This is a genomic window from Streptomyces triticisoli, assembly GCF_003270085.1.
GTDB classification, from domain to species: Bacteria; Actinomycetota; Actinomycetes; order Streptomycetales; family Streptomycetaceae; genus Streptomyces; species Streptomyces triticisoli.
On record NZ_QFDQ01000031.1, the window covers coordinates 1 to 23,685 of the forward strand.

Genomic DNA, 23,685 nt, shown 5'->3' on the forward strand with positions numbered 1-23,685 from the left:
GGCGCGGAGGCGGTGACCAGCTCCCGCAGCGGATGCCGGGCCAGCACCGCCTCCACCTCCGGCGTCAACGCCCCCGCCAGACGCGTCATGACCGGCAGCGAGTCGTCCCCCAGCACCTCGGCGGCGGCGAGCACGGTGTCGCGCTCCGGCCCCTCCGGGACCCCGGCCGCCGCGCGGGTGTGGAGCCCGGCGCCCTCCTCCAGCACCAGCCCGGCGTCGATGCCGGCCGGGACCTTGACGGAGGCGGTGCGGCGCCAGGTGGCGACCGGGTCGCTCCAGGCCTCCACGTGATACGTCCAGCGGCCGGCCGACCCCGGTGTCACCTCGGCGCCCCAGCGGTCGGTGCCGGGTGCCAGCTCGCGCATCGGCGTCCAGGGGCCGGGGCGGCCCTCCGGATCGCGCAGGACCACGTTCGCGGCCACCGCGTCGTGGCCCTCGCGGAACACGGTGGCGGTGACCAGGAACGTTTCTCCCGTGACCGCCTTGGCCGGTCGTCTGCCGCACTCCACGGCCGGTCGGACGTCCCGCACGGGAATGCGGCCGATGGCCGGGGCCGGACTCGGGGTCGAACTCATGGGTGCCACCCCCACTGCGCTCAAGGCCGGGCTCGCGCCCGGCCGGGATCCTGGTTGCCGCCGGGAGGACCTACCCCCCGACACGGGAACGTCGCTCCGTGGCCATCGGCGGGCCCCGGCGGGCGACGGCGCCGCGGCGCGGCCGGCCGCTCTGCTCGCGCAGATAGGTGACGAGGGCGGTGCGCAGATAGCGCTCCGCGGCGTCCGCGGCCTCCCGCGCACACCGCTTCCCCATCAGTACGCACAGGGTGTAGCCCGAGTCCTCGAAGGTGGACCGCACTCCACGGTCGTCGGGCCGCGCGAGCATCGCGCGCTCCCACGCCCGGTAGCGCCGCAGATGCCGGGCGACTTCGGCTTTGGCGGGTAGCAGCATGACGCCGTTCACCTTTCGGATGCGCTGGATGGGCAGGTCCCCCGACAGCCGGGGCGGTGGCCGCGCACGCGTGTGCGCGGTCCCGTTCACGGCGCTCGAGACTTTCACTCATGGTGCATGTTCAACGACTCACCGTCCTGTTGGCACTTCAACAAGCCCGCTGACCTGCTCGTGTTGCACCAATGGCGTAGCGCGCTCACTGTGGATTCCACTCAGAGGCAACACGTGCTCACGCTTCGTGCTCGGGCTTCGTCCGCAAGGGCGGCAGGGGAGCGCGAGCCTCGCCGGTGAGGAGCCAACGACGATGAAGACCGCAGTGCCCTGCTACTACCATCTCGACGTGGAAGTCAGCCCGGAACGGGTCGGACAGGTCAGACGCATCCTGGCCGCCCACCTTCGGTTCTGGGACCTGGAGGACCTCGTCGACCCCGTGTGCGGCGGCGCCGAGATGCTGCTGAAGGCCATCGACGAGCACGCCACCGACAAGCACACCTCCATCGAGATGTGGTGGACCGGCCAGCACCTGATCACCGCGGTCGGGGAGAACAACCACGACCTGCGCCCCGACCAGGACCTGCGCGGCTGCCTGGCCCGTATCGCGGCGACGAGCGACGGCTGGGGCTGCTGTGCCTCCGAGACCGGCAACAAGGTCATCTGGTTCTCGCAGCGGGCCCGCGCCGGGGTGCGCGTCCCGCTGGTCCCGAAGGCTCCCGAGCCGGCCCTGCGCGAGGGACTGAAGACGCCCCGCGAGCTGCCGGTCGCCGCGCTGGCTCCCCCGACGGGAGACAGCCGGGCCGTCCTGGAGGAGGCCCGGTGACCGGGCGGTCACGCCGGAAAGGGGTACCCCAGCCCGTGTGGCGGGGGTACCCCTACCCGCTGGGCGCCGCGTACGACGGGGAGGGCACCAACTTCGCGCTCTTCAGCGAGGTGGCCGAACGCGTGGAGCTGGTCCTGGTGGACGACGGCGGCGCCCATCGCGAGGTCCCGCTCACCGAGGTCGACGGCTTCGTGTGGCACGGCTACCTGCCCGGTGTCGGGCCGGGGCAGCGCTACGGCTACCGGGTGCACGGCCCCTGGCACCCGGCGGCCGGCCACCGGTGCAACCCGAGGAAACTGCTCCTGGATCCCTACGCCAGGGCGATGGACGGGCGGATCGACAACCACCCCTCGCTCTACGAGCGTGCCCCGCACGGCCCGGACCCCGCCGACAGCGCCGGGCACACCATGCTGGGCGTGGTGACCGACCCGGCCTTCGACTGGGGCGACGACCGCCCGCCGCGGCGGGGCTACTCCGACACCGTGATCTACGAGGCGCACGTGCGCGGACTGACCCGTACGCATCCGGACGTGCCGCGCGAACTGCGGGGGACGTACGCCGGGCTGGCGCACCCCGCGGTGATCGACCACCTGACCTCGCTGGGCGTGACGGCGGTCGAGCTGATGCCGGTCCACCAGTTCGTGCACGACGGCGTGCTGCAGGGGCGGGGCCTTTCCAACCACTGGGGCTACAACACCATCGGCTTCTTCGCGCCGCACCACGACTACGCCGCCCACGGCACGCGCGGTCAGCAGGTCACCGAGTTCAAGTCGATGGTCAAGGCGCTGCACGCGGCCGGGCTCGAGGTGATCCTCGACGTGGTCTACAACCACACCGCCGAGGGAAACGAGAAGGGCCCGACGCTGTCCTTCCGGGGCATCGACAACGCCTCGTACTACCGTCTGGTCGACGGCGACTGGGCGCACTACTACGACACCACCGGCACCGGCAACAGCCTGCTGATGCGGCACCCCTACGTGCTCCAGCTGATCATGGACTCGCTGCGGTACTGGATCACCGAGATGCACGTCGACGGCTTCCGCTTCGACCTCGCGGCCACGCTGGCGCGGCAGTTCCACGAGGTGGACCGGCTGTCGGCGTTCTTCGACCTGATCCAGCAGGACCCGGTGATCAGTCGTGTGAAGCTGATCGCCGAGCCCTGGGACCTCGGCGAGGGCGGCTACCAGGTGGGCAACTTCCCACCGCTGTGGTCGGAGTGGAACGGCCTGTACCGCGACGCCGTACGGGACTTCTGGCGCGGCGAGGAGCACACGCTGGGCGAGTTCGCGTCCCGGCTGACCGGTTCCTCGGACCTGTACGCCCACCACCGGCGCCGGCCGCGCGCCAGCGTCAACTTCGTGACCGCGCACGACGGTTTCACGCTGCGCGACCTGGTGTCGTACAACGACAAGCACAACGAGGCCAACGGCGAGGACAACAGGGACGGCGAGAGCGTCAACCGCTCCTGGAACTGCGGGGCCGAGGGCGAGACCGACGACGCCTCGGTCCTCGAACTGCGGGCCCGCCAGCAGCGCAACTTCCTGGCCACGCTGCTGCTGTCGCAGGGCATCCCGATGCTCTGCCACGGCGACGAGCTGGGCCGCACCCAGGGCGGCAACAACAACGCGTACTGCCAGGACAACGAAGTCTCCTGGACCGACTGGCGGCTGACGGACGAGCAGCGGGAGCTGATGGACTTCACGCGGTACGTGATCGGCCTGCGCGCCGCCCACCCGGTGCTGCGCCGCCGCCGCTTCTTCCAGGGCGAGACGGCGACCCGGGACGACCAGCCGCTGCCCGACCTGGTGTGGCTGCTGCCGGACGGCCGCGAGATGGCCGAGGAGGACTGGCAGCGCTCCGACGCGCACTCCGTGGCGGTCTTCCTCAACGGCGACGCCATCGCCGAGCCCGACCGGCAGGGCCGCCCCGTGGTGGACGACTCCTTCCTGCTGCTGCTCAACGGCTACTGGGAGCCGGTCGACTTCCGCCTCCCCGGCCCCGCCTACGGCGACCGCTGGACCACCCTCCTCGACACGGCCGAACCCCAGGGCCCCCCGGACGAGGCGGAACACAAACCGGGCGGCACCCTCCGCGTCGAACCCCGCAGCCTGATCCTCCTGACCCGCCCCCCGAAGACCACCCACTGACACTCACCGGCACGGCGTGGGGGCGCCGGCCGTGTTCAGGCCTCCCGGCGGGACGTCACCGTGAACTGGGCGCCGTCCGGGTCGCGGAGCACGGCCTCGTCGGGGCCTTCGCGCAGGACGCTGCCGCCGTGGGACTCGGCGGCGCGGGCGCAGGCGGAGACGTCGGCGACCCGGAAGTGGATCTGCCAGTGCGGGCGGATCGTGGGGTCGGGGGCGGCCTCCAGCGCGCCGGACTCGATGCGGGCCACGACCTCGCCGTGGCTGCGCAGCACGACCTCGTCGCCCTCGTAGCGGACCTCGCAGCAGCCGGGCCGCTCCGAGGCCCAGTCCAGGACCTCGCCGTAGAAGATCGCGGCGTCGAAGGCGTCGCGCGTGTGCAGCCGGATGAAGGCCGGCGCGGCCTTGCGCCAGGTCTCCCAGTCGGTGAAGAGGTCACCCTCCCAGATCCCGAAGGTCGCGCCGTCCCGGTCGGCGAGCAGCGCGGCCCGCCCCGGCGGGAAGGAGATCGGCCCGACCGCCGCCGTACCGCCGCGTTCCTGCGCCCGCGAGACGGCCACGTCCGCGCTGGGCACGGCGAAGTACGGCGTCCAGGCCACCGCCATCTGCCACATGGACGCCACCGCCCCGATCCCCGCGACCGGCGCCCCGTCCGCGAGGGCGATGCGGAAGTGGTCGCCGAGCTTGGCCGCACGCCACTCCCAGCCCAGCACCGCACGGTAGAAGTCCTCCGTGGCCTTCACGTCGCGACTGGTCAGGCTCACCCAGCAGGGCGCGCCGCACACCGAGTGCGTGGAGACGACGTCGGGGGTGGGGCTGGCAGATGTCCTGTCGTGATTCATGGCACGTCCTGGTCTCGTCGACCGGTGTCCACCGGTACCCACCGGTCTTACACCAGTGTCCGACCGGCAGCCGGAAGGCGCCTGCCGAGTACCCGCGCGCCGCCGCCGAAACGACACGGGCGGGCGCCGGGCCCACTGGCAGAGGTCCGCCCGAGTGACGACGATGGACTGCGTGGAACGCACACCGTACGACTTCGGCGACGCGGCGGACCGGCTGCGCGAACTCCAGAAGGAGGTCGAGCAGCTGAAGGAGGCCGTGACCTCCCACGCCGTCGTGGACCAGGCGATCGGCATGGTGGTCGCGCTCGGCCGGATCACTCCGGACCAGGGGTGGACGGTGCTGAAGGAGGTCTCCCAGCACACCAACGTCAAGCTCCGCAACATCGCCGAAATGGTCCTCGTCTGGGGACGCACCGGAGAGATGCCCGAGGAGGTCCGGGCGGAGCTGGAGAACGCCCTCGACCGGTACGGCCCCACCCAGATCCCGGGAACGCCGCCGGAGTGAGTGGGAACTCCGGCGGCGCCGGCACCCGCTCGCGGGGTCGAACGGGCGGGCGCCGCTGCGGGGCTCAGCCGGTCTCCGTGAGCAGCTCCTCGCGCAGCTGGGCGAAGCAGCCGCTGAGCAGCCGCGAGACGTGCATCTGCGAGATGCCGAGCTGCTGCGCGATCCGGCTCTGCGTCATCCCCCGGAAGAACCTCAGGTAGAGGATGGTGCGCTCGCGCTCGGGCAGCGCCTCCAGACAGGGCCTGACGGCCACCCGGTCCACGACCAGGTCGTAGCGGGCGTCGGACTCGCCCAGCCCGTCGCCGAGCGCGTAACCGTCCGTGCCAGGGACCTCCGCCTCCAGCGACAGCGCGGCGAAGCAGTCCAGGGCTTCCATCCCGGTGTGGACGTCGCTCACGCTCAGGTGCGCGTACTCGGCGATCTCGGCGACGGTCGGCGCCCGGCCCGACGTGGTCTGCGCCAGCTCCTTCGCCGCACGCCGTACGCGGTTGCGCAGGTCCTGGACCCGGCGCGGCACGTGCAGCGTCCACATGTGGTCGCGGAAGTGCCGTTTGATCTCCCCGGTGACCGTCGGCACGGCGTACGCCTCGAACGCGTAGCCGCGCCCCGGATCGTAGTGGTCGACGGCCTTGACCAGGCCGAGCGCGGCCACCTGGTACAGATCCTCCAGGGCCTCGCCGCGCCCGCGGAACCGTACGGCGATCCGCTCGGCCATCGGCAGCCACACCTGGACCAGCTCGTCCCGCAGCGCCTTGCGCTCGGGGCCGTCCGGCAACCGGGCGAGCCGTTCGAACGCCTGCGCGGTGTCCGGGGCGTCGTCATGCGGATGGGGCTTTGTTCTGCCGGTGGTACGCATGGGCTGCGCCTCCCTCAGCAGGTGCTGGATGGACGGACACCATGGGAGGCGCGTGCTCGGACCGGACGGAGACGGACAGAGGGGCCCGGCGCGCCGGCTCCCACGGACGTGCCTCCTGTCCGAAGCACTGGAATACGGATTCCCGAAGTCGGCGATACGGAAGAAATTCCGGGAATGCGGTGACGTCATGCGACCGCACGATTCTCAATTTTCGACCAGCAGCCGGAGAATTGCCACCGGAGGAAATGCTGAGCATTTCAATGACGTACGCGCGCCGCTCCTGACCGCCTCTCTTGACCTTCCTTTGGGGTCGTTACCTCTCCTACAGAGGTAACGTCGGACACGTGGACTCGGACCCGCGGACCACGCAGACCTTCCCCGAAGAGCTGGCCGACGCGCTCGTCGGCGTCCAGCGGCTGATCCGCCGCCGACTGCGCGCCGGACTGACCGTGACGCGGCCGCGCGGCGCCGAGGCCGAGCTGCTGCGCCTGGTCGAGGCCCGTCCCGGCATCGGCGTGTCGGAGGCCGCGAAGGAGCTGCACCTGGCGGGCAACTCCGTCTCGACACTGGTCAACCAGCTGGTCCGGGACGGTCAGCTGACCCGCCGGACGGACCCCGCCGACCGGCGGGCCGCACGCCTGCTGCTCACCGGGGCCGCGCAGGCCCGGCTGCGCGACTGGCGGGAGCGGCGCGCCGCACTCGTCCGCCGCCAGGTGGACCGGCTCGACCAGGCGGACCGGGACGCACTGCGCGCGGCGGTCCCCGCCCTGCGCAGGCTGGCGGAGAACCTGCGCGAGGAGGCCGACCGGCCGTGACCCGTCACATCGGCGCCGCACCGCCCGACGACGCCGTCACCTGCACCCGGCTCACCTACGCCTTCGGTGGGACGAAGGCCGTCGACGGCCTGGACCTGTCGGTGCGCCAGGGCGAGGTGTTCGGACTGCTCGGCCCGAACGGCGCCGGGAAGACCACGGCGATCCGCTGCATCACCACGCTCCTGCCGGTGCCCTCCGGCACGGTCCGCGTCTTCGGCCACGACGCCGCCCGTGACCGCATGGCCGTACGACGCCTGCTGGGCTACGTCCCCCAGCAGCTGTCCGCCGACGCCGCCCTCACCGGCCGGGAGAACGTCACCCTGTTCGCCCGCGTCTTCGACGTCCCGCGCCGGGAACGCGCCGCCCGAGTCGCCCAGGCGCTGGCCGCGGTCGGTCTCGCGGACGCCGCCGAGCGGCTGGCGAACACCTACTCCGGCGGCATGGTCCGCCGCCTCGAACTCGCCCAGGCCCTGGTCAGCGCGCCCCGTCTGCTGATCCTCGACGAACCGACGATCGGCCTCGACCCGATCGCCCGCACCGGGGTGTGGGAGCACATCAACACCGTCCGCGCCGTCACCGGCATGACGGTCCTGGTGACCACGCACTACATGGACGAGGCCGACCAGTACTGCGACCGGGTCGGCCTGATGCACCGCGGCCGCATCCGTGCGCTCGGCACCCCGGCCGAGCTGCGCCGTGGGCTCGGCGAGCGCCGCCGCGCCCACGGCGCCCCGGCCACGGACCCGCTGCCCACGCTGGAGGACGTCTTCCGCGACGTCGCCGGCAGCGGCCTCGACGACTCCTCGGGAGACTTCCGCGATGTCCGAAGCACCCGCCGCACCGCCCGCCGCGTCGGCTGACCCCGCCCGCGCCCACGGCATCGACCTGCTGGTGCGGCCGCCGCGACCCCGCGCCGGCCGGCGGCTGCTGCCCGCCCGGGTCGTCGCCCTGTGCGCCGTGGAGCTGCAGAAGCTGCGCCACGACCGCACCGAGCTCTACACCCGCGCGGTGCAGCCCGCCCTGTGGCTGCTGATCTTCGGTCAGACCTTCACCCGCATCAGGGCCATCCCCACCGGCGGCGTCCCGTACATCGACTTCATGGCGCCCGGCATCATCGCCCAGTCCGCGATGTTCATCGCCATCTTCTACGGCATCCAGATCATCTGGGAGCGCGACGCCGGCGTCCTCGACAAGCTCCTGGTCACCCCGACCCCGCGCTCGGCCCTGGTCACCGGCAAGGCGTTCGCGGCCGGGGTGAAGTCACTGGTCCAGGCCGTCGTGGTGGTTCTCATCGCCGCCCTGCTCGGCGTGGCGCTGACCTGGAACCCGCTGCGGCTGCTCGGGGTCGCGGCGGCCGTGGTCCTCGGCTCGGCGTTCTTCTCCTGCCTGTCCATGAGCATCGCCGGCATCGTGCGCAGCCGTGACCGGCTGATGGGCATCGGCCAGGCGATCACGATGCCGCTGTTCTTCGCCTCCAACGCCCTGTACCCGGTGGCCGTCATGCCCGGCTGGCTCCAGGCCGTCAGCCGGGCCAACCCGCTCAGCTACCAGGTCGACGCCCTGCGCGGGCTGCTGCTCGGCACCCCCGCGCACCTGGCCGCCGACTTCGCGGTCCTCGTGGGGGCCGCCGCGCTCGGCATCACCGCGGCCTCCGGACTGCTCGGCCGGCTGGCCCGCTGACAGCGCCCGGCGGGCGGCCACCGGAGTGATGTGCGGCACGCCCCCTCGGGCGGCCGCGGGGCCCGGCGGCGGATTCTTCCTGCACACGGCTTGATCAGCGATCAAAGACGGAGAATTCCCAGGACACGGCGCATTCCGTTCATTTGACAGTGCACTGAGCGCACGGATAGGAAGCAGCTCTTGGAAGTCGAGAGGTGCACTGTGTACGAGCCGAACGTGGTCGGGGACTGGCAGGAGTACGACGAGCATGCCGGTCTGCGGGTCCGCGTCCACTGCCTGGAGCAGGCCGAGCCGCCGCGCGGACGCGACGAGGCCGCCGAGGGGCTGACGTACTTCCGCTTCCGCATCACCGTCGAGAACCGCGGCGGGCGGCGCTTCGGCGTCCACCTGGAGGACGGGCAGATCGACGTGCGGACCGGTCCCGACGGGGAGGGCGCGTTCGTCGACTGGCGCAACTCGCAGTTCATCGAGGGCTACGACGTCTATCCGCTGCGCCGGGCCACCGCGGTGCTGTACGCGGCGGGGCCGGAGGCCGCCCTGTCCCAGATCGACGTCCAGGTGCAGCTGCGGGTCGACGACGAGTGGGTCGAGCGCAGGCTGTGGAGCGGCGGCATCGGGGTGCACGAGGAGTCCGTCGCCGCCGCCGGCGCGCACACGGCGGGTACGGCCGGCGGCCTGGCGCACCAGATCAGCAACTTCCTGCGCGACCAGGCCGGACCGGGCACCGCCGGCTGACCCCGCCGGTCCCGCCGGGGCAGTGCGGTCGGTGCGGGATGCCGCCGATGACCTCTCCAGCACCCCGACGCAGCAGGGCCACGGCGACCGAGGTGCCCGGCGTGGCCGCGTCCAGCCGGCCCGCAGGGAGAGCTCCCCGCCGCGGTCCACGCGCGCGTACCCGGCGATCGGGCTGTCGCAGTGGCCCTGCGGCACGTGCAGGAACATGCGCTCCGCGGGGGCCGCGCGGCGGGTGTCCGGGGTGCCGAGCCCGCCCACGGCCTCGACGAGCCCGGCGTCGTCCTTCCGGCACCGCAGGGCGAGGACGCCCGCGCCGGCCGGCGGCGCCGTCGTCTCCGGGGACAGCACCTCGCTGATCACATCCGGCCGTCCGATGCGCCGAGGACCGGACACGGCGAGCAGCGGCACCTCCGCCTCACCGCGGAGGTGCCGATCCGGGTGCCCGCCGGGAGCTCGTCGAGGGCGAGCCCGCCGGGGTGGACGAGCGCGTCGCGGACGTCGTCCCGCCTCAGGAACGCGGCGAACACCGTGCCGGCCGGCGGCGCGGCGTCGACCTCCTTGGTGAACGCACCCCTGCCCTCGACCTTCGACGGCTCGCCCGGATACCTGTCGCCGGTGGTCCTCACCGGGACCACCTCGGTGCGCACACCCGGGTGCACGGCGGCCGGCTCGGCGCGGACCCGCTCCACCTGGGAGAGCGCCATGGGGGAGCCGCGGGAGACGAAGCGGACCAGTTCCGGAACGGACATGCCGGACACGGCGGACCCCTGGTGCACGGTTCCTGGCGTCCTTTCACCCTTCCGGGCCGTACGCCCGGGACACCCGCGGGGAACAGGCGCTGTCGCCCCGTGCGGAAAACGCTGTCACGATCTGCGGGGACTGTCACGACGACCATCGGAGCGCACTGATGACGACGGACACGGGCACGGCGGACGGGCGGCGGGCCGACGGGATCGAGGTGAAGCCGGTCGCCGGGCACATCGGAGCCGAGATCACCGGGGTGGATCTGGCCGGGGAGCCCGACGACACCGCGGTCGCGGAGATCCGCGCGGCGGTGCTGCGCTGGAAGGTGGTGTTCTTCCGCGGGCAGCGGCTGGACCACGCGCGGCACGTGGCCCTCGCCCGCCGCTTCGGTGAGCCCGTGGTGCTGCGCAGGCGGGGCGGCGCGTCGCCGCCGGACGTCCCCGAGGTGGAGACCACCGCCGACCGGCTGGAGCTCGGCGGGCGGTTCGGCATGGACCACGAGGAGTGGCTCCGGCGCCGCCGGCACACGCTGCTGCGCGGCTGGCACTGCGACCACGGCGCCCGCGTCGACCCGCCGGCCGCGACCATCCTGCGCGCCGAGACCGTCCCGCCGTACGGCGGCGACACCACCTGGTCCAACCTGGCCGCCGCGTACACCGGGCTGTCGGCGCCGGTGCGCGCCTTCGTCGACGGCCTGCGCGCCGAGCACCGGCTCGGGGTCGGCTACCAGCCGAGGCCCGGCGACGACGCGTACGTCCGCCACCTGATGGACCAGCAGGTCGCCACCGTGCACCCGCTGGTGCGCGTCCACCCCGAGACCGGGGAACGGGCGCTGTTCGTCAACGGCTACTACGTCGAGCAGATCCGGGACCTCTCCCGCGCCGAGAGCGCGGCGGTCCTGCAGATGCTGCTCGAGCAGGCGGTACGGCCCGAGTACACGGTCCGGTTCCGCTGGGAGCCGGGCAGTGTGGCCTTCTGGGACAACCGGTCCACCATCCACCTCGCGCCCGGCGACACCGCCCACCTCGGCCACCCGCGGATCATGCACCGGGTGATGCTCGCCGGCGACGTACCGGTCGGGGTGGACGGCAGGCCGTCCGAGCCGGTCACGGGCAGCGCGCCGGGCCGCTGGTGACCGGCCCCGGCCGGCTCAGGCCAGCGGAATGGTCACCTCGTCCTCGACCGGCGGGTCGGCCTCCTGGGCGCGGTGACCGGTCGCCGCGAAGCAGCGCAGCCGCACCGCCTCCGGGGTGACGTCCAGACGCAGGAACGACTTGAAGAACGGCGGGCTGTACGTGACCGAACCCGGCGAGAACAGCCGGGCATGAAGCGTGCGCACCGGGAGGCGGAAGCGGGCCCGGCGCTCCGGGCGGCGCCCCGCGCCGAGCAGGCTCGCGACCAGCCGGACGCGCCGGGTGACCCGCACCGGCGCGCCCGGGGCGCGCACCGGCGGAACGCCGAGCCGTTCGGCGACGACGGCCATCGCCTCGGCCTCGGTGAGCGTGAAGAAGCGGCGCAGCCGCAGCCGGCGGCCGTAGAGCCGGCTGTAGAAGGCCAGGGAGTCGCCGCGCAGCGGATAGCAGCGGAAGCCGGACTCGGTGACACCGCCGACGGACACGCGCGGGATGGTATGCGTGGCGTGCGTGAACGCGCCGCCGCCCCCGGAGACGACGTACTGGACGGTGCGGCCGTCCACGTCCACCGGATAACGCTGGTAGTTGTGGATGTCGCCGCCTATCGCCGCCACGTAGCGGTGCGCCGGGTCGCGCACGATGTCGTCGACCGTGCCGCCGCCCTCGACGGGGCACGGGCGGTGCTCGCCGTCCACGTACAGCGGCGACCCGGTGATGAGGATCTTCGGCCGGGGCCCGCGCGACACCTCCCGCAGCCAGGCGCCCTGCTCGGCGTCGACCGTGCCGAGCAGCCCGGTGTCGATGCCGACGATCCGCACCGGCCCGGCGTCGATCGCCCAGTACGGCCCCGGCTGGACGGCCTGCTGCTCCGGACGGGACCGCAACTCACGTGCCGCCGCGAAGCGTTGCTCGTCCACCGCGCGCGGCCGGCGCCACAGCAGCGCACGCCACCAGGCGCGGCCGAGCGGCCGTGGCTCCGGCTCCGGCGGCAGCGGCGGGGCGTCGCCGCAGAAGACGCGCATGAAACCGCCGAGGTCCTCGTACCAGTCGTGGTTGCCGGGGACCGCGTAGACCGGCGCCGGATAGTCCTGGTACGGGCGGAAGAACCTGGGGCCGTAGTCGTCGGTGCTGCCCACGGGGTAGATCACATCGCTGGCGATCACGGCGAACGACGTCCCCCGACCCGCCTTCAGGAACCCGGGTACGACGGCGTACTGCGACGCGCCCCCCTCACCGGTGTCCCCCATGACCATGAAGGAGAAGCGGTCCGCGTCCTCCCGCCGGATCACCTTGTCCGCCGGAGCCCCGGCCGCCGCCCGCTGCGCCACCCAGCGCGCCCGGGTACGCCCCGTGGGATCCCCGAACCAGGACGCGACCACGCCGTTGCGTGCCGCCCACAGCGTCCGGGGGCTGAGCCAGGACAACTTCTCGACCCGGCCGGGCATGAGCGCGCGGTAGGCGCCCTCTTCACCGGCCGCCCACCCGGCGCCCGCAACGGTATCGCGTGAGGAGTCGGACACGCCGTGCACCGTAACAACACCCCCCGGACGGCCGTACGACGGGGCCTGCGGAGGCCAACTCCCCTCCGGCCCCGCACGTTTCGGTAACGCCGCGCCCAACTGCCCTGTACCGCTGGGGAAACCTCCCATCCGCCGTCGGCCGGACTCTCACTCGAACCGTGAGACGTCGCCCGCCCCCCGCCGTACGATCTCGGCCTCCCCGCCGGAGAAGTCGATGACCGTGGTCGGCTCGGTCCCGCAGTCGCCCGAGTCGACCACCGCGTCCAGTACGTGGTCGAGCCGGTCCTTGATCTCCCAGCCCTGCGTCATCGGCTCCTCCTCGTCGGGCAGCAGCAGCGTGCTGGACAGCAGCGGCTCGCCGAGCTCCGCGAGCAGGGCCTGGGTGACGACGTGGTCGGGGATGCGCACCCCGACGGTCTTCTTCTTCGGGTGCTGCAGCATGCGCGGCACCTCCCGGGTCGCCGGCAGGATGAAGGTGTAACTGCCGGGCGTGGACGCCTTGATGGCGCGGAAGACGTCGTTGTCGATCCGTACGAACTGGCCGAGCTGCGCGAAGTCCTGGCACACCAGGGTGAAGTGGTGCCGGTCGTCCAGGTGGCGGATCGCCCGGATCCGCTCGATGCCGTCCCGGCTGCCCAGCCGGCAGCCGAGGGCGTAACACGAGTCGGTCGGATACGCGATCAGCGCCCCCTCGCACACGCTGTCCGCGACCTGGCGGATGGAGCGCGGCTGGGGGTTGTCGGGGTGCACGTCGAAATACTTCGCCATTCACCGAGCTTATGCCGTGCGCCGGCGGTCGTCGTGCAGGCGGCCTGTCTCCGCTCCCGCGCCGTGTGCACCCGTACACCGCCGGGGAGGCGACACGCCTCAACTTCCCAGGCGTATGCGACGGATTCCGGGGAATCAGCACTCACATACCGCCCGGGTGCTGTCCCCCCGGCCCCGGGCGTGCGGCTTCGCCGGCCGACTCACCTCCCCCCCGTGATCCGCCGGCGAAGCCGCCTTTCCTTCCGCTCACGGGCCGTGCGGCGCGCCCGGCCCCGGACCGCGGTGCCGCCTGCTGGTAACGTCCCCGACCAAAAAGCCGAGGTCAAAGCCACGGACATGCGACGGGCGAGGAGAGGGCGGACATGGCCGGGCGCGAGGACGGGACCGACGGAACCCCAGGGGGAGGCCCAGGACGAGCCCCGGAACTGGCCCGGGGACGAGAAGGACCGCGGGCGTCCTGGGCCGAGGAACTCCTCGACCAGCTGCGGCCGGCCGGGCGGGACGTGCGCAAGGTCGTCGCCTGGCTCGCCGAATCCGTGCACGGGACCGCCTGCCTCCTGGACGGGGCGGGCACCCTCCTCGCCGGACAGCCGCCGGTCCTGGACGAGGACCTGGTCGCGGACGTCGTCACCGGCCGGTTCGCCTCCGCCGCACTGCAGGACCGGGGACGCCACGTCCGCCTGGTGCGCGTGGGCGGCACGCACCCGCCCTCGGCCGGTGTCCTGGCCGTCTCCCGCGCCGACCCCTTCGACCGGCAGGCCGCCGAGATGGTCACCCGCACCGCCGCGGTGCTCGAACTGCTGCTGCGGGCCCGCGAGACCACCGCGGCCGGACACCGCCTCGAACAGGCCACGTCCGCGCTGCGGCTGGCCGTCCTGCAACTGCTGATGGTCGAGGACATCGTCTCGGCCCGCCGGGTGGCCGCGGGCCTGTGGCCCGGCCTGCTCGACACGGACACCGCCTGCGTCTACGTCGTCGAAGCCCACCGTGACGTACGCGAACGACTGGCCACCGAGTGCCTGGACGCCACCGAGGGGCAGGCCCTGGTGGTGCGTTGCCCGGCGGTGGACGAGCAGGTGATCGTGGTCGCGCCCGCCGAGACCGCCGGCCGGAAGCTGCGCTCGCTGGTGGGCGGGCGGCCCCACACGTTCCTCGGCGGCAGCATCCGGCACAGCCTGGCCCGGACCGCGACGGCGTACGGGCAGGCCGTGAGCGCGCTCGCGGTCGCCCGGTTCCGCCCGGAGCGTGCGGCCGTGTACGCCGAGCGGACCCACCCCGAGCGCCTGATGGACCCCGAGGCGCTGCACGTCTGGTCCGCCCGGCTGCTGCGGCCACTGGACACCCTGCCGCACCACACGCGCGCCGAACTGCTCGCCACCACCCGGCTGGGCCTGGAGTTCACCGCCGTCAGCGCCGCGAAGATTCTCGGTGTGAGCCGCAACACGGTGCGCGCCCGGATGGAGCGGGTGGAAGCGCTGCTCGGCACCGACTTCAGCCGCCTGACCGTCCGGGCCGCCGTCCACCTCGCCCTGAACACCCAGGCGGGCCTCGGCCACCAGCCGACCGCCGAGGCGGCGCCCGGGCCGGGTACCGTACGCCTCGGCGATCTGCTGGCGGGTCCGGCGCTGCGCGGCTGGGCGCACGAACTCCTCGGCCGACTGACGGCCGACGCGCGGGATCTGCGCGGCACGCTGCGCACCTGGATCACCGTCGGCGGCAACTCCGAGCGCGCCGCGCAACTGCTCGGCATCCACGCGCAGACCGTCCGGGAGCACGTGCGCGGTGTGGAACCCGTCCTCGAACGCCAGCTCCTCGCCGCCGGCAGCGACTTGTACGAGGTCGTCCTGGCGCACCTCGCGGCCGGTGACCTCGATCCGCCCGCCCTCGAAGGAGCGTGAAGGCGGGCATTCGGGACTCACCTGTGCACGGGTGAGTCCTCCGCCGGGCGGAAAGGGCATCGGCACGGTACCCGACGGTTTCACCGGACACGTAAGTTCGTCGGGCCGCGGAGACGGGACCGGAACGGGGGACCGGTCCCGTTCCGCCGGGCCCCGAGGCGCAGGCCACAGCAGGGCGCGGCGCCTGTTTGTGAGGAACGCCACCGCACTGCCGACTCCCCCTCTTACGACGGAAGTTGGGGCGGTCGGCAGCCCCGGGGAGCCGTTGCTCACACCGACTGACCCGCGGCCTCTGTGAAGATGGGCAGCCGCTGTGCCGGACCACGTCTCACCGTCGAGCCGCCCCTGGCGGCACAGCACGGCAGTTGTCCGGATCTCATGCGAGAAGCGCCCTATCGTGCCCTCACCCACTCTTCCTGCCTCATCCGTGCCCGCCACCGCCACGCGCCGCGTGGTCCTGCCCTCGCTCCGGCGCCGGCCGCGTACCGCGGCGACGGGCGAGGACCGCGCCCCCTGGCGGGCCCTGCGCCACCGCGACATGCGCTGGTGGTCCGCGGCCAACCTGGTGTCCAACGCCGGCACCTGGATGCAGCTGACCGCGCAGAACCTGCTGGTCCTCCACCTCACCGGCTCCGCCGCGGCGACCGGCCTTTCGCTGTCCGCACAGGCGGCGCCCGGGCTCCTGCTGGGGCTCGTCGGCGGCGCCGCGGTCGACGCCTGGCCGCGCCGGCTCACCGCCTCGGTGAGCCAGGCCCTGCTCGCCGTGGTCGGCTTCGTCACCGCGGGTCTGGTCTTCACCGACCGGCTGACGGTGCCGGTCCTCATGGTGCTCGCGGCCGTCACCGGGCTGATCGCCACCGTGGACGCACCCGCCTGTGCCCTGCTCGGCAACGACCTCGTACCCCGCAAGGACGTGCCCTCGTCGATCGCACTGGGCTCGATGATCAGCGGGACCGGCCGGGTGGGCGGCACCGCCCTGGCGGGCGTGGTCGTCTCCTGGTGGGGTCCAGGGGCGGCGTACGCGGCGAACGGCCTGTCCTTCCTGGTCGTCGCGGCGGTGATTCCCTTCCTGCGTCCGCACCCCGACGCGGGACAGCAGTCGGCACCCGCCGACGCGTCCCGGTCCCGGACCGCCGCCACCGCACCGCGTGGACGCGGCACGGGCGCCCGTGCCGGCCTCGGCTTCTTCCTGCGCCGTCCCCGGCTCGTCGCCCTGGCCGGCATCACCGCGATCAGCAGCGTTTTCGGCCGGAACTACGCCCTGACCCTCGCCGTGCTGGTCACCGGGCCGCTCGGCGGCGCCGCCGGAGCCTTCGGCACGGTGTCCACGGTGCTGGCCGTGGGCGGTGTCGCCGGGGCGGTCCTGGCCGGACGTCTGCACAGCCCCTCCGTACGGCTCGTCGGCGCCCTCGCCGCGGCGGGCGCGCTCCTGCAGATCGGCGCCGGTCTGTCTCCGACGCTGTGGATCCTGCTGCTGCTCGTCGCCCCGATGGCGGTGGTGGAGTCGGTCTCCGACACCGCCGGCACGACGGTCCTGCAGACCGACCCCCCACCGCACATGCGGGGCCGCGTCCTCGGCGTGTGGCGCAGCGCCAGCACCGGCTGGAGCCTGATCGGCCCCCCGCTGCTCGGTGTCCTCATGCAGACGGCGGGCGCCCGCGGCGCCCTGGTGATCGGCGGCGTCCTCATCGCCGGAACGATCGGGGCGGGCGCGCTCCTGCGCGACCGCCGCCCCGGCCTCGCGCGGCCCGAGCCCACCTGCGCGACACTCCCGTCCCAGCGCACGTCCCCACCCGCCGCCGTCACCCCCGCGCCCCCCGTCCCCACCGCGGCCTGCGCCCCGGTCCCCTGAGCGCCCACGCCGGGACCGTGACCGGCCGCGACGCCTCCGCCCGCACCGGGGCCGGCGTGGATTCTCGCGATACGCCGTTCGGGCGTCACCCGCCCGGTGGGGGCCGCGTCCCGGCGCGGGCGGAGGTGCGGTGTGAGTCCCCGGGCCGTCGTGCGTGGGGCCGGGTCGCTCCGGTCGGGCGCGGCCGACCCCGTGGCGGGGCCGGGGTGGGTGAGGGCGGACGGCGTCCCGGCGGTGAGCCCACGCCCGGCGGAGCCGGTGGGTGAGGGTCGTGCCCCGGCGCGGGTGGAGGCGTCGCCCGCCTGCACACCCGGGGATCCGGCGGTGCCGCGACCGGCCGTTCCACGCCGTGCGTCCATGGCGCACCGGTCATGTTTCCGCTCCGGAAGCCGTCGGCCGGCCCGTCGGCCGCACGACGGCCCGGCACCGGGGTGAGACCGGTCCCGGCGGCTCGTTCGAGCGGGCTCAGGAAGAGGGCAGGACCGCCTCCACAGCCGCCGTCGGCGTCGCCACCTCGATCGGCCCGTGCCCCCCGCCCGTCGCGGACGGGGCCTCCGGAAGGGCCCAGCTGCCCAGCAGAGCCACCGTCTTGCCCGCCCGCAGGGCCAGCGCCACCTCACTGAGCGTGCCCCAGCCGCCGCCCACCGCGATGAGCGCGTCGCAGGTGTTCACGAGCACCCCGTTGCGCAGCTCTCCCAGCCCGGTCGCCACCGCGACGCTCAGGTACGGGTTCCCCGCGGCCCGGTCACGCCCCGGCAGCAGGCCGAGGACCGTACCGCCCGCCGACCGCACACCCTCCGCGCAGGCCTCCATGACCCCGCCCAGGCCCCCGCACACCACGACCGCTTCCCGCCCGGCCAGCAGCACACCCACCTGCCGGGCGAGCTCGGCCTCCCGGGCGGAGGCCTGTCCGGGCCCGGCGACGGCGATACAGGGACGCATACGCCCATGGAACGACCGGTCTCCGCCCCCGGCAAGGGGAGTACGGGCGACACCCCTTCGCGCGCGAATCCGTCGTAGCTGCGCGTGAATCCGCAGCAGAATCTTGCTCTCGCAGATGATCTGATCGTACGATCCCTGAAATCCGTCGTCTCGATCACCAGGACGCCCCATGGACCGCACCCGCCTGCACCACCTCCTCGCCCGTGAGAGCGCCGAGGCCGAGCGGCGCAACCCCCGCTCCAAGGCCGCCCACGACCGCGCCGACCACCTCTTCGGCCGGGTGCCGATGACCTGGATGAACAAGACCGCCGGCGCCTTCCCCCGCTACCTGGACTCCGCCCGGGGCGCCCGGATCACCGACATCGACGGACACGAGTACATCGACTTCTGCCTGGGCGACACCGGCGCCATGGCGGGCCACTCGCCCGCGCCCGTGGCCGAGGCCGTGGCGCGGCGGTACGCCGAGCTGGGCGGGGCGACGGCGATGCTGCCCACGGAGGACGCCGAATGGGTCGGCGCGGAGCTCACCCGGCGGTTCGGACTCGCCCGCTGGAGCTTCTCGCTGACCGCGACCGACGCCAACCGCTGGTCGATCCGGCTCGCCCGCGCGGTCACCGGCCGCCCGAAGATCCTGGTGAACAGCTACAGCTACCACGGCAGCGTCGACGAGTCGCTCATCGTCGTCGGCCCCGACGGCCGCGGCACCGCACGCGAGGGCAACGTCGGAGCACCCTGCGACGTCACCCTGACCAGCCGGGTCGCCGAGTTCAACGACCTGGAGCAGCTGGAGCGCGAGCTCGCCCACGGCGACGTGGCCGCCGTCCTCATGGAACCGGCGCTCACCAACATCGGCATCGTGCTGCCCGAACCCGGCTACCTCGCCGGTGTGCGCGAGCTGACCAGGCAGTACGGCGCACTGCTCATCAACGACGAGACACACACCTTCTCCGCCGGACCGGGCGGCTGCACCGCTGCCTGGGACCTGGAGCCCGACCTGCTGACCATCGGCAAGGCGATCGGCGGCGGCATCCCGGCCGGCGCCTACGGCCTGTCCGCCGACCTCGCCGACCGGCTGCTCGGCCGCGCCGACCTGGACCTGGTGGACATGGGCGGCGTCGGCGGCACCCTGGCGGGCAACGCGCTGTCCACCGCCGCGACAAGGGCCACGCTCGAGCACGTCCTCACCGACGACGCCTTCGTCCGCATGGCGAAGCTGTCCGAGCGCTTCGAGGCCGGCGTCCGAGCAGGCATCGACGCCCACGCCCTGCCCTGGTCGGTCAGCCGCCTCGGCGCCCGCACCGAGTACCGTTTCGCCGCCCCGGCCCCACGCACCGGCACCGAGTCGGCCGCCGCCGCGGACCCCGAGCTGGAGGACTTCCTCCACCTCTACCTGGCCAACCGGGGCATCCTGCTCACCCCGTTCCACAACATGGCGCTGATGTGCCCCGACACCACCGAGCAGGACGTGGACACGCACACCGAGGTCTTCGCCGCCGCCCTGTCCGAACTGCACGGCTGACGGCCGCACTACGCTGGGCCGAACCGGCCGGAGAGGGAGAGCGACGCACGTGGACGAGATCGACCGGGCCATCCTGCGCGAGCTGCAGACCGACGGACGTATCGCGTACGCGGACCTCGGGCCCAGGGTCGGCCTGTCCGCGTCCGCGGCCCGTCAGCGGCTGCAGCGGCTGCTGGACTCCAAGGCCGTCCAAGTGGTCGGCGTGACCGACCCGATGGCCATGGGCGGACAGGCCATGGCGCTGCTCGGCATCGGCGTGGACGGCGACCCCCGGGCGGTCGCCGACGAACTGGCCGGGCGCGCCGAAGTGATCTACTCGGTGCTGACCTCCGGCGGATTCGACCTGTTCGTCGAGGTCGTCGCCCCCGGCCCGAGGGACCTGCTGGACTTCGTCAACGATGTGGTCCGGCCGATCGAGGGCGTGCGGCAGGTGCAGTCGTTCCCCTACTTCGGCATCCACACCCACCGGTTCCTGTGGGACGTGGGCTGACGACCGCAGGAGCATCCGGCCGGGCTCACCGGCGCTCGGGCGGGCGCGGCGTGAGCACCAGCATCGTCACGTCGTCGCCGACCGTGCCGCAGTACGCGAGCAGATCGGCCAGCACATGGTCGGCGAGCACCGCCGGATCGAGGTCGGCGAGCCGGGGCAGCCGGTCGAGCAGCGGATAGAACACGCCGTGGGAGTCCCTGGCCTCCGTGACACCGTCGGAGGCCAGGAACAGCACGTCACCGGGGCGCAGCGGCACAGTGTGCCCGTTCTGCCGCGGAACCGTTCCTGGGCAGTGAGCGGGAGTGAGTCCGCGCACTGGCACGCCCCGAACGGTTGTGGGCGCGCTGGTCGTCCCCCGCGACCGGAGGTCGCTGACGGACGCCGCCGTATCCCGGGCGGCGACGCGGATCGTGTCCGTGGTCCGGGCCGGGCGGGCGGCCCGCAGCCGGAGGCTGCTGATGTCCACGCCTCACGACCTGGCCATATGGATGCGGCCAGAGGCGACGGGGAGGCCCTGAACCATCCCGCTGGTGGAGCAGGGGCCCCGCTCTCCCCCAGAGGGGGCGCCCCCAGGCACCGCACCCGGCGTCCCAGATCGCACGGCAGCGCTGCCCCGGCCGGTCCAGCACACCGCAAGCCCGGAAGCCGACCATCACACGATCGAGCTAAACCAGCCTTATACACGCTCCTTGGCGAGCAGTTGCCAACCCCGTCGGACAGGCCGAGGCCCAGGGGCGTCCACGGCGCGACCTCGACCTCCTCGGCCCTCCCGTCGCGCAACAGCACCGGCGGCGGATGGCCGCAGGTCACCACCCGCACCGACCGGACGTCGTCGGAGAACTCCAGCAGCACCGCGGTCGCGAACAGCTCGGCGTGCCGCACCTCCTCCGAGTCCACCACCAGGCGGCGGTCCAGGGCGGGTGCGACCGCGGTCAGATCCGGCCGGTCGAGCACCGCCTCCCGGAAGCTGCCCAGCAGTGAGGCGACCGTGGACACCGCCGCCAGGCCGTGCCCCTGCACATCCCCCATGACCGCCCGCACGCCCCGAGGCCCCCGGCGCACGTCGAAGAAGTCCCCGCCGACCAGCGTCCCGCGCTGTGCGGGCCGGTACAGACCCGCGCACCGCACCGGACCGACCTGCTCGGGCAGCGGCGGGACCACGGCGCGCTGCGCGGCCTCGGCGACCGTGCGCTCCAGGTTCAGCTGGGCGTCGCAGCGGCTGCGTACATAGGACAGGAACACGCTCAGCACGGCGACGAACACGACCGTCTCCAGATCGGTGTTCCCGGGCCGGTCCAGCTGGAAGGCCGGCACACTCAGCAGGACCACCACGACACAGCCCAGCAGCGCGGTCGCCACCGGTCCGTAGGACAGCACGGCCAACGGCGGTATGGCACCCAGCAGAAAGCCGATCTCGAGCGGGTTCGGGCTCAGCAGCGTGGCGGCGCACACGAAGACGACCAGCACGACCGGCAGCGCACGCACCCAGCCCGGCGGTGGGGCACCGCGCAGCCAGCCGCGCCGGTGCGGATCCCGGCGCGGCATCAGGGCAGGCAGCTTCAGCACACCACCACGCTGCTACGCCGCCCCCCCGTCCCGCACGCCGGGACCCGCGGGCCCCGGCGCGTTTTCCAGGCCGATTCAGAAGGGCGAGAGGGTCAGCCGGATCCCGGTCGGGGCGGTGTCCTGGATGTACGAGGCGAAGTCCGCCACGTCGTCGAAGGCGAACCCGTAGGCCCGGCCGTCCTCCGTCGCCGCGTGCATGGCCTTGGCGTAGTGGTTGGTGATGCCGGTGCGGTAGAAGGAGGCGGCGTCGGTCACCGGCTGGGCGGCCGTGGCCAGCAGGGCCGAGCGGTTGAAACCGGCGCCGAGCACCGCGGCGACCGGACCCGTCGTACCGTCGTTGGGCGCGGCGAGGGCACCGTCGCAGAACAGGACGTCCCGGGTGGAGGGCTTGTCGAAGCCGACGGGGGCCGGGCCGTCGAAGGTGAGCCGCCCGCCGCGCACCCGGCCGGTGAAGGTGCCCGCGTTGGTCGTGACCGTCAGGTCCCTGCCCGCGTAGGCGCTCCACACCTCGTCGATGTACGGCGCGAAGTAGTCCTTGGCGAACAGTCCCGCGTCCAGGCCGTGGCCGGGGGCGATGACACGGGTGTCGCCCACGACGAGTCTCGAGAACTCCTCGACCTGCCGCAGCGCGGCGAACGCGGCCGCCCGCCCGCCGCCGCGCACGGTGCCCGTCGTCTGGTCCCGGGCGCCGGTCAGACGGATGCTCAGCGGCACGCTGAACATGTCGACCATGGTCGTGTTGCAGAACATGCCGGCGGAGTTGTACGTGAACTCGGCGCAGTCGTGCAGGACGGGGTAGTTGGGGTCCGAGGACACCCAGCCCGCCGGGTACTGCAGGGCGGCGTTGCCGCTGCCGTCGGTGACGGCCCTGAACTTCAGTTTCTGCCCGAGGGCGACGTAGATCCGGCCGGACATCCGAGGCAGGGACAGCCGGGTCCCGCCGCTGCCCGCCAGGGGGATCGCGTAGTCGGTGAAGCCGTCGGCGCCGTTGTCCGACAGGGCGATCGGCGCGAGCGTCCCGTCGGGGGTGACGCGGACCTGCCGGCCGTCCTGGTTGCCCACGATGTACACGTGGACGGAGGCGTTGCCGAAGGCTCCGCTGTTGTTGACGATCGTGAGCGGAAGCGTCTGCGCGACGGACGCCCCGCTCTCCGGGGCGGTGCCCGCGAGGGCGTGGGGGGCGAGCGCGGTGACAGCGGGCGCGGCCGCCGCCGCGCCGCCGAGAGCGGCGAGGAACTTCCTGCGGCCGAGGGGGCGCTGGTGTCGAGAGGCCATGTGGGGGGTCTCCTTGGTGTCGTGCGTGTGGGGTGACGGCGAACCGGGAGAGAAGAGCGGACACACGTCGTGAGAGCGCTCTCAGCCCGCCGCTGAGCCTCGATGGTACGCATCTCAATCACCCGCGCCAACCGGTCTGTCGGCCACTCACCTCCCCCTGTCCTGCGGCCACTTGAAAGCCGGATGGGCCTCGGTCAAGACCTGGTCCGGCCTTGGGGGACCGCTTGAGCGCCCGGAATGCGCATGCCAGGTTTGCCCGCGCCCGTTGTGTGCATCCGATAAGGACACGTACTTCCGACGGATTGTGGAGGAGAAGTGGGCATCATCGCCTGGATTCTGATCGGTCTGCTGGCCGGCGCCATCGCCAAGCTGCTCCTCCCGGGCAAGGACCCGGGCGGCATCATCGTCACCATGCTGATCGGCATCGCGGGCGGACTCCTGGGCGGCTGGCTGGGGAAGGTCATATTCGGCGTCGAGTCGATCAATGGCTTCTTCCACCTGTCGACCTGGATCGCCGCGATCGTCGGCTCCCTGATCCTGCTCGTGCTGTACCGGCTCTTCACGGGCAGCCGGAGTTCCCACCGACACGCCTGAGCCGTACCGACCGCGCCCGGCGCCCACCACGGGCGCCGGGCG

Annotated in this window: 22 protein-coding genes and 2 pseudogenes; 13 read left to right on the plus strand and 11 right to left on the minus strand. The window is 73.2% G+C overall.

All coding sequences use genetic code 11. The features are described from left to right. The coding region (locus DEP02_RS06850; RefSeq protein ID WP_117434516.1) for a maltotransferase domain-containing protein at positions 1-575 on the minus strand (575 nt) is incomplete at its 3' end. A 70-nt stretch (positions 576-645) separates the two neighbouring features. Continuing rightward, positions 646-948, minus strand: a complete 303-nt coding sequence (locus tag DEP02_RS06855; protein WP_112466461.1) for a DUF5133 domain-containing protein — start codon at positions 946-948, stop codon at positions 646-648. A 304-nt stretch (positions 949-1,252) separates the two neighbouring features. On the opposite strand from DEP02_RS06855, the gene DEP02_RS06860 reads away from it, so the two are divergent. Together DEP02_RS06860 and glgX are read left to right on the plus strand one after the other, a co-directional pair. Then, entirely contained in the window at positions 1,253-1,765 is a 513-nt protein-coding gene (locus DEP02_RS06860) for a pep a2 (RefSeq protein WP_112466446.1), read from the plus strand. After that, positions 1,762-3,912: a glycogen debranching protein GlgX gene (gene glgX, locus DEP02_RS06865; protein WP_198668324.1), complete on the plus strand. Its 2,151-nt coding sequence runs from the start codon at positions 1,762-1,764 to the stop codon at positions 3,910-3,912. Before DEP02_RS06860 ends, glgX begins: the two co-directional genes overlap by 4 nt. Positions 3,913-3,947: 35 nt before the next feature. On the opposite strand, the gene DEP02_RS06870 is transcribed toward glgX, so the two are convergent. After that, entirely contained in the window at positions 3,948-4,751 is an 804-nt protein-coding gene (locus DEP02_RS06870; protein ID WP_112466448.1) for a VOC family protein, read from the minus strand. Positions 4,752-4,923: 172 nt separating this feature from the next. Between DEP02_RS06870 and DEP02_RS06875 the strand changes: the two genes are divergently transcribed. Beyond that, positions 4,924-5,256 (plus strand): ANTAR domain-containing protein, encoded by a 333-nt coding sequence (locus DEP02_RS06875; RefSeq protein ID WP_232838989.1) that lies wholly within the window; start codon positions 4,924-4,926, stop codon positions 5,254-5,256. A 64-nt stretch (positions 5,257-5,320) separates the two neighbouring features. Here the strand turns inward: DEP02_RS06875 and DEP02_RS06880 are convergent, their stop codons facing one another. Beyond that, positions 5,321-6,112 carry a SigB/SigF/SigG family RNA polymerase sigma factor gene (locus tag DEP02_RS06880; protein ID WP_112466450.1) on the minus strand — a complete coding sequence of 264 codons (792 nt, stop codon included), beginning with the start codon at positions 6,110-6,112 and terminating at the stop codon, positions 5,321-5,323. A gap of 344 nt (positions 6,113-6,456) precedes the next feature. On the opposite strand from DEP02_RS06880, the gene DEP02_RS06885 reads away from it, so the two are divergent. The 4 genes from DEP02_RS06885 (at position 6,457) to DEP02_RS06900 (ending at position 9,342) form a co-directional block, all read left to right on the plus strand. After that, the gene (locus tag DEP02_RS06885) at positions 6,457-6,927 is read left to right on the plus strand and encodes a MarR family winged helix-turn-helix transcriptional regulator (RefSeq protein ID WP_112466451.1); all 471 of its coding nucleotides are present in this window, start codon (positions 6,457-6,459) and stop codon (positions 6,925-6,927) included. Beyond that, positions 6,924-7,787, plus strand: a complete 864-nt coding sequence (locus tag DEP02_RS06890) for an ABC transporter ATP-binding protein (RefSeq protein ID WP_232838990.1) — start codon at positions 6,924-6,926, stop codon at positions 7,785-7,787. The genes DEP02_RS06885 and DEP02_RS06890 overlap by 4 nt, the downstream gene beginning before the upstream one ends. Beyond that, positions 7,747-8,607 (plus strand): ABC transporter permease, encoded by an 861-nt coding sequence (locus DEP02_RS06895; protein WP_112466452.1) that lies wholly within the window; start codon positions 7,747-7,749, stop codon positions 8,605-8,607. The genes DEP02_RS06890 and DEP02_RS06895 overlap by 41 nt, the downstream gene beginning before the upstream one ends. Positions 8,608-8,808: 201 nt before the next feature. Continuing rightward, the gene (locus DEP02_RS06900; protein WP_112466453.1) at positions 8,809-9,342 is read left to right on the plus strand and encodes a hypothetical protein; all 534 of its coding nucleotides are present in this window, start codon (positions 8,809-8,811) and stop codon (positions 9,340-9,342) included. 31 nt (positions 9,343-9,373) lie between these two features. On the opposite strand, the pseudogene DEP02_RS06905 reads toward DEP02_RS06900, so the two are convergent. After that, positions 9,374-10,091 (minus strand): annotated as a pseudogene (locus DEP02_RS06905) (hydroxymethylbilane synthase); the annotation flags it as partial. A gap of 158 nt (positions 10,092-10,249) precedes the next feature. On the opposite strand from DEP02_RS06905, the gene DEP02_RS06910 reads away from it, so the two are divergent. After that, a complete protein-coding gene (locus tag DEP02_RS06910) occupies positions 10,250-11,221 on the plus strand; it encodes a TauD/TfdA dioxygenase family protein (RefSeq protein ID WP_112466454.1) in 972 nt (323 codons plus the stop codon). A 15-nt stretch (positions 11,222-11,236) separates the two neighbouring features. On the opposite strand, the gene DEP02_RS06915 is transcribed toward DEP02_RS06910, so the two are convergent. Next, positions 11,237-12,739: a metallophosphoesterase family protein gene (locus DEP02_RS06915; protein WP_112466463.1), complete on the minus strand. Its 1,503-nt coding sequence runs from the start codon at positions 12,737-12,739 to the stop codon at positions 11,237-11,239. 147 nt (positions 12,740-12,886) lie between these two features. Continuing rightward, positions 12,887-13,507, minus strand: coding sequence for an L-threonylcarbamoyladenylate synthase (locus DEP02_RS06920; protein WP_198668325.1), 621 nt, complete (start codon positions 13,505-13,507; stop codon positions 12,887-12,889). Positions 13,508-13,869: 362 nt separating this feature from the next. On the opposite strand from DEP02_RS06920, the gene DEP02_RS06925 reads away from it, so the two are divergent. Further along, entirely contained in the window at positions 13,870-15,405 is a 1,536-nt protein-coding gene (locus DEP02_RS06925) for a helix-turn-helix domain-containing protein (protein WP_112466455.1), read from the plus strand. A 538-nt stretch (positions 15,406-15,943) separates the two neighbouring features. Next, the gene (locus DEP02_RS06930) at positions 15,944-17,257 is read left to right on the plus strand and encodes an MFS transporter (RefSeq protein WP_112466465.1); all 1,314 of its coding nucleotides are present in this window, start codon (positions 15,944-15,946) and stop codon (positions 17,255-17,257) included. A 465-nt stretch (positions 17,258-17,722) separates the two neighbouring features. Here DEP02_RS06930 and DEP02_RS06935 read toward each other — a convergent pair whose 3' ends face one another. Continuing rightward, a complete protein-coding gene (locus DEP02_RS06935) occupies positions 17,723-18,199 on the minus strand; it encodes a TIGR00725 family protein (RefSeq protein WP_112466456.1) in 477 nt (158 codons plus the stop codon). 169 nt (positions 18,200-18,368) lie between these two features. Between DEP02_RS06935 and DEP02_RS06940 the strand changes: the two genes are divergently transcribed. After that, positions 18,369-19,718: a transaminase gene (locus DEP02_RS06940; RefSeq protein ID WP_112466457.1), complete on the plus strand. Its 1,350-nt coding sequence runs from the start codon at positions 18,369-18,371 to the stop codon at positions 19,716-19,718. 49 nt (positions 19,719-19,767) lie between these two features. After that, a complete protein-coding gene (locus DEP02_RS06945) occupies positions 19,768-20,208 on the plus strand; it encodes an Lrp/AsnC family transcriptional regulator (protein WP_073949923.1) in 441 nt (146 codons plus the stop codon). A 25-nt stretch (positions 20,209-20,233) separates the two neighbouring features. Here the strand turns inward: DEP02_RS06945 and DEP02_RS35780 are convergent, their stop codons facing one another. From DEP02_RS35780 to DEP02_RS06960, 3 genes and pseudogenes are all read right to left on the minus strand, one after another. Further along, positions 20,234-20,674 carry a SpoIIE family protein phosphatase gene (locus DEP02_RS35780; RefSeq protein ID WP_112466458.1) on the minus strand — a complete coding sequence of 147 codons (441 nt, stop codon included), beginning with the start codon at positions 20,672-20,674 and terminating at the stop codon, positions 20,234-20,236. Between the two features lie 245 nt (positions 20,675-20,919). Continuing rightward, positions 20,920-21,753 (minus strand): annotated as a pseudogene (locus DEP02_RS06955) (PP2C family protein-serine/threonine phosphatase); the annotation flags it as partial. Between the two features lie 96 nt (positions 21,754-21,849). Further along, complete coding sequence (locus DEP02_RS06960; protein WP_112466459.1) at positions 21,850-23,049, minus strand: beta-1,3-glucanase family protein; 1,200 nt, start codon at positions 23,047-23,049, stop codon at positions 21,850-21,852. 315 nt (positions 23,050-23,364) lie between these two features. Between DEP02_RS06960 and DEP02_RS06965 the strand changes: the two genes are divergently transcribed. Then, positions 23,365-23,643 (plus strand): GlsB/YeaQ/YmgE family stress response membrane protein, encoded by a 279-nt coding sequence (locus tag DEP02_RS06965; RefSeq protein WP_112466460.1) that lies wholly within the window; start codon positions 23,365-23,367, stop codon positions 23,641-23,643. Positions 23,644-23,685 lie beyond the last annotated feature (42 nt).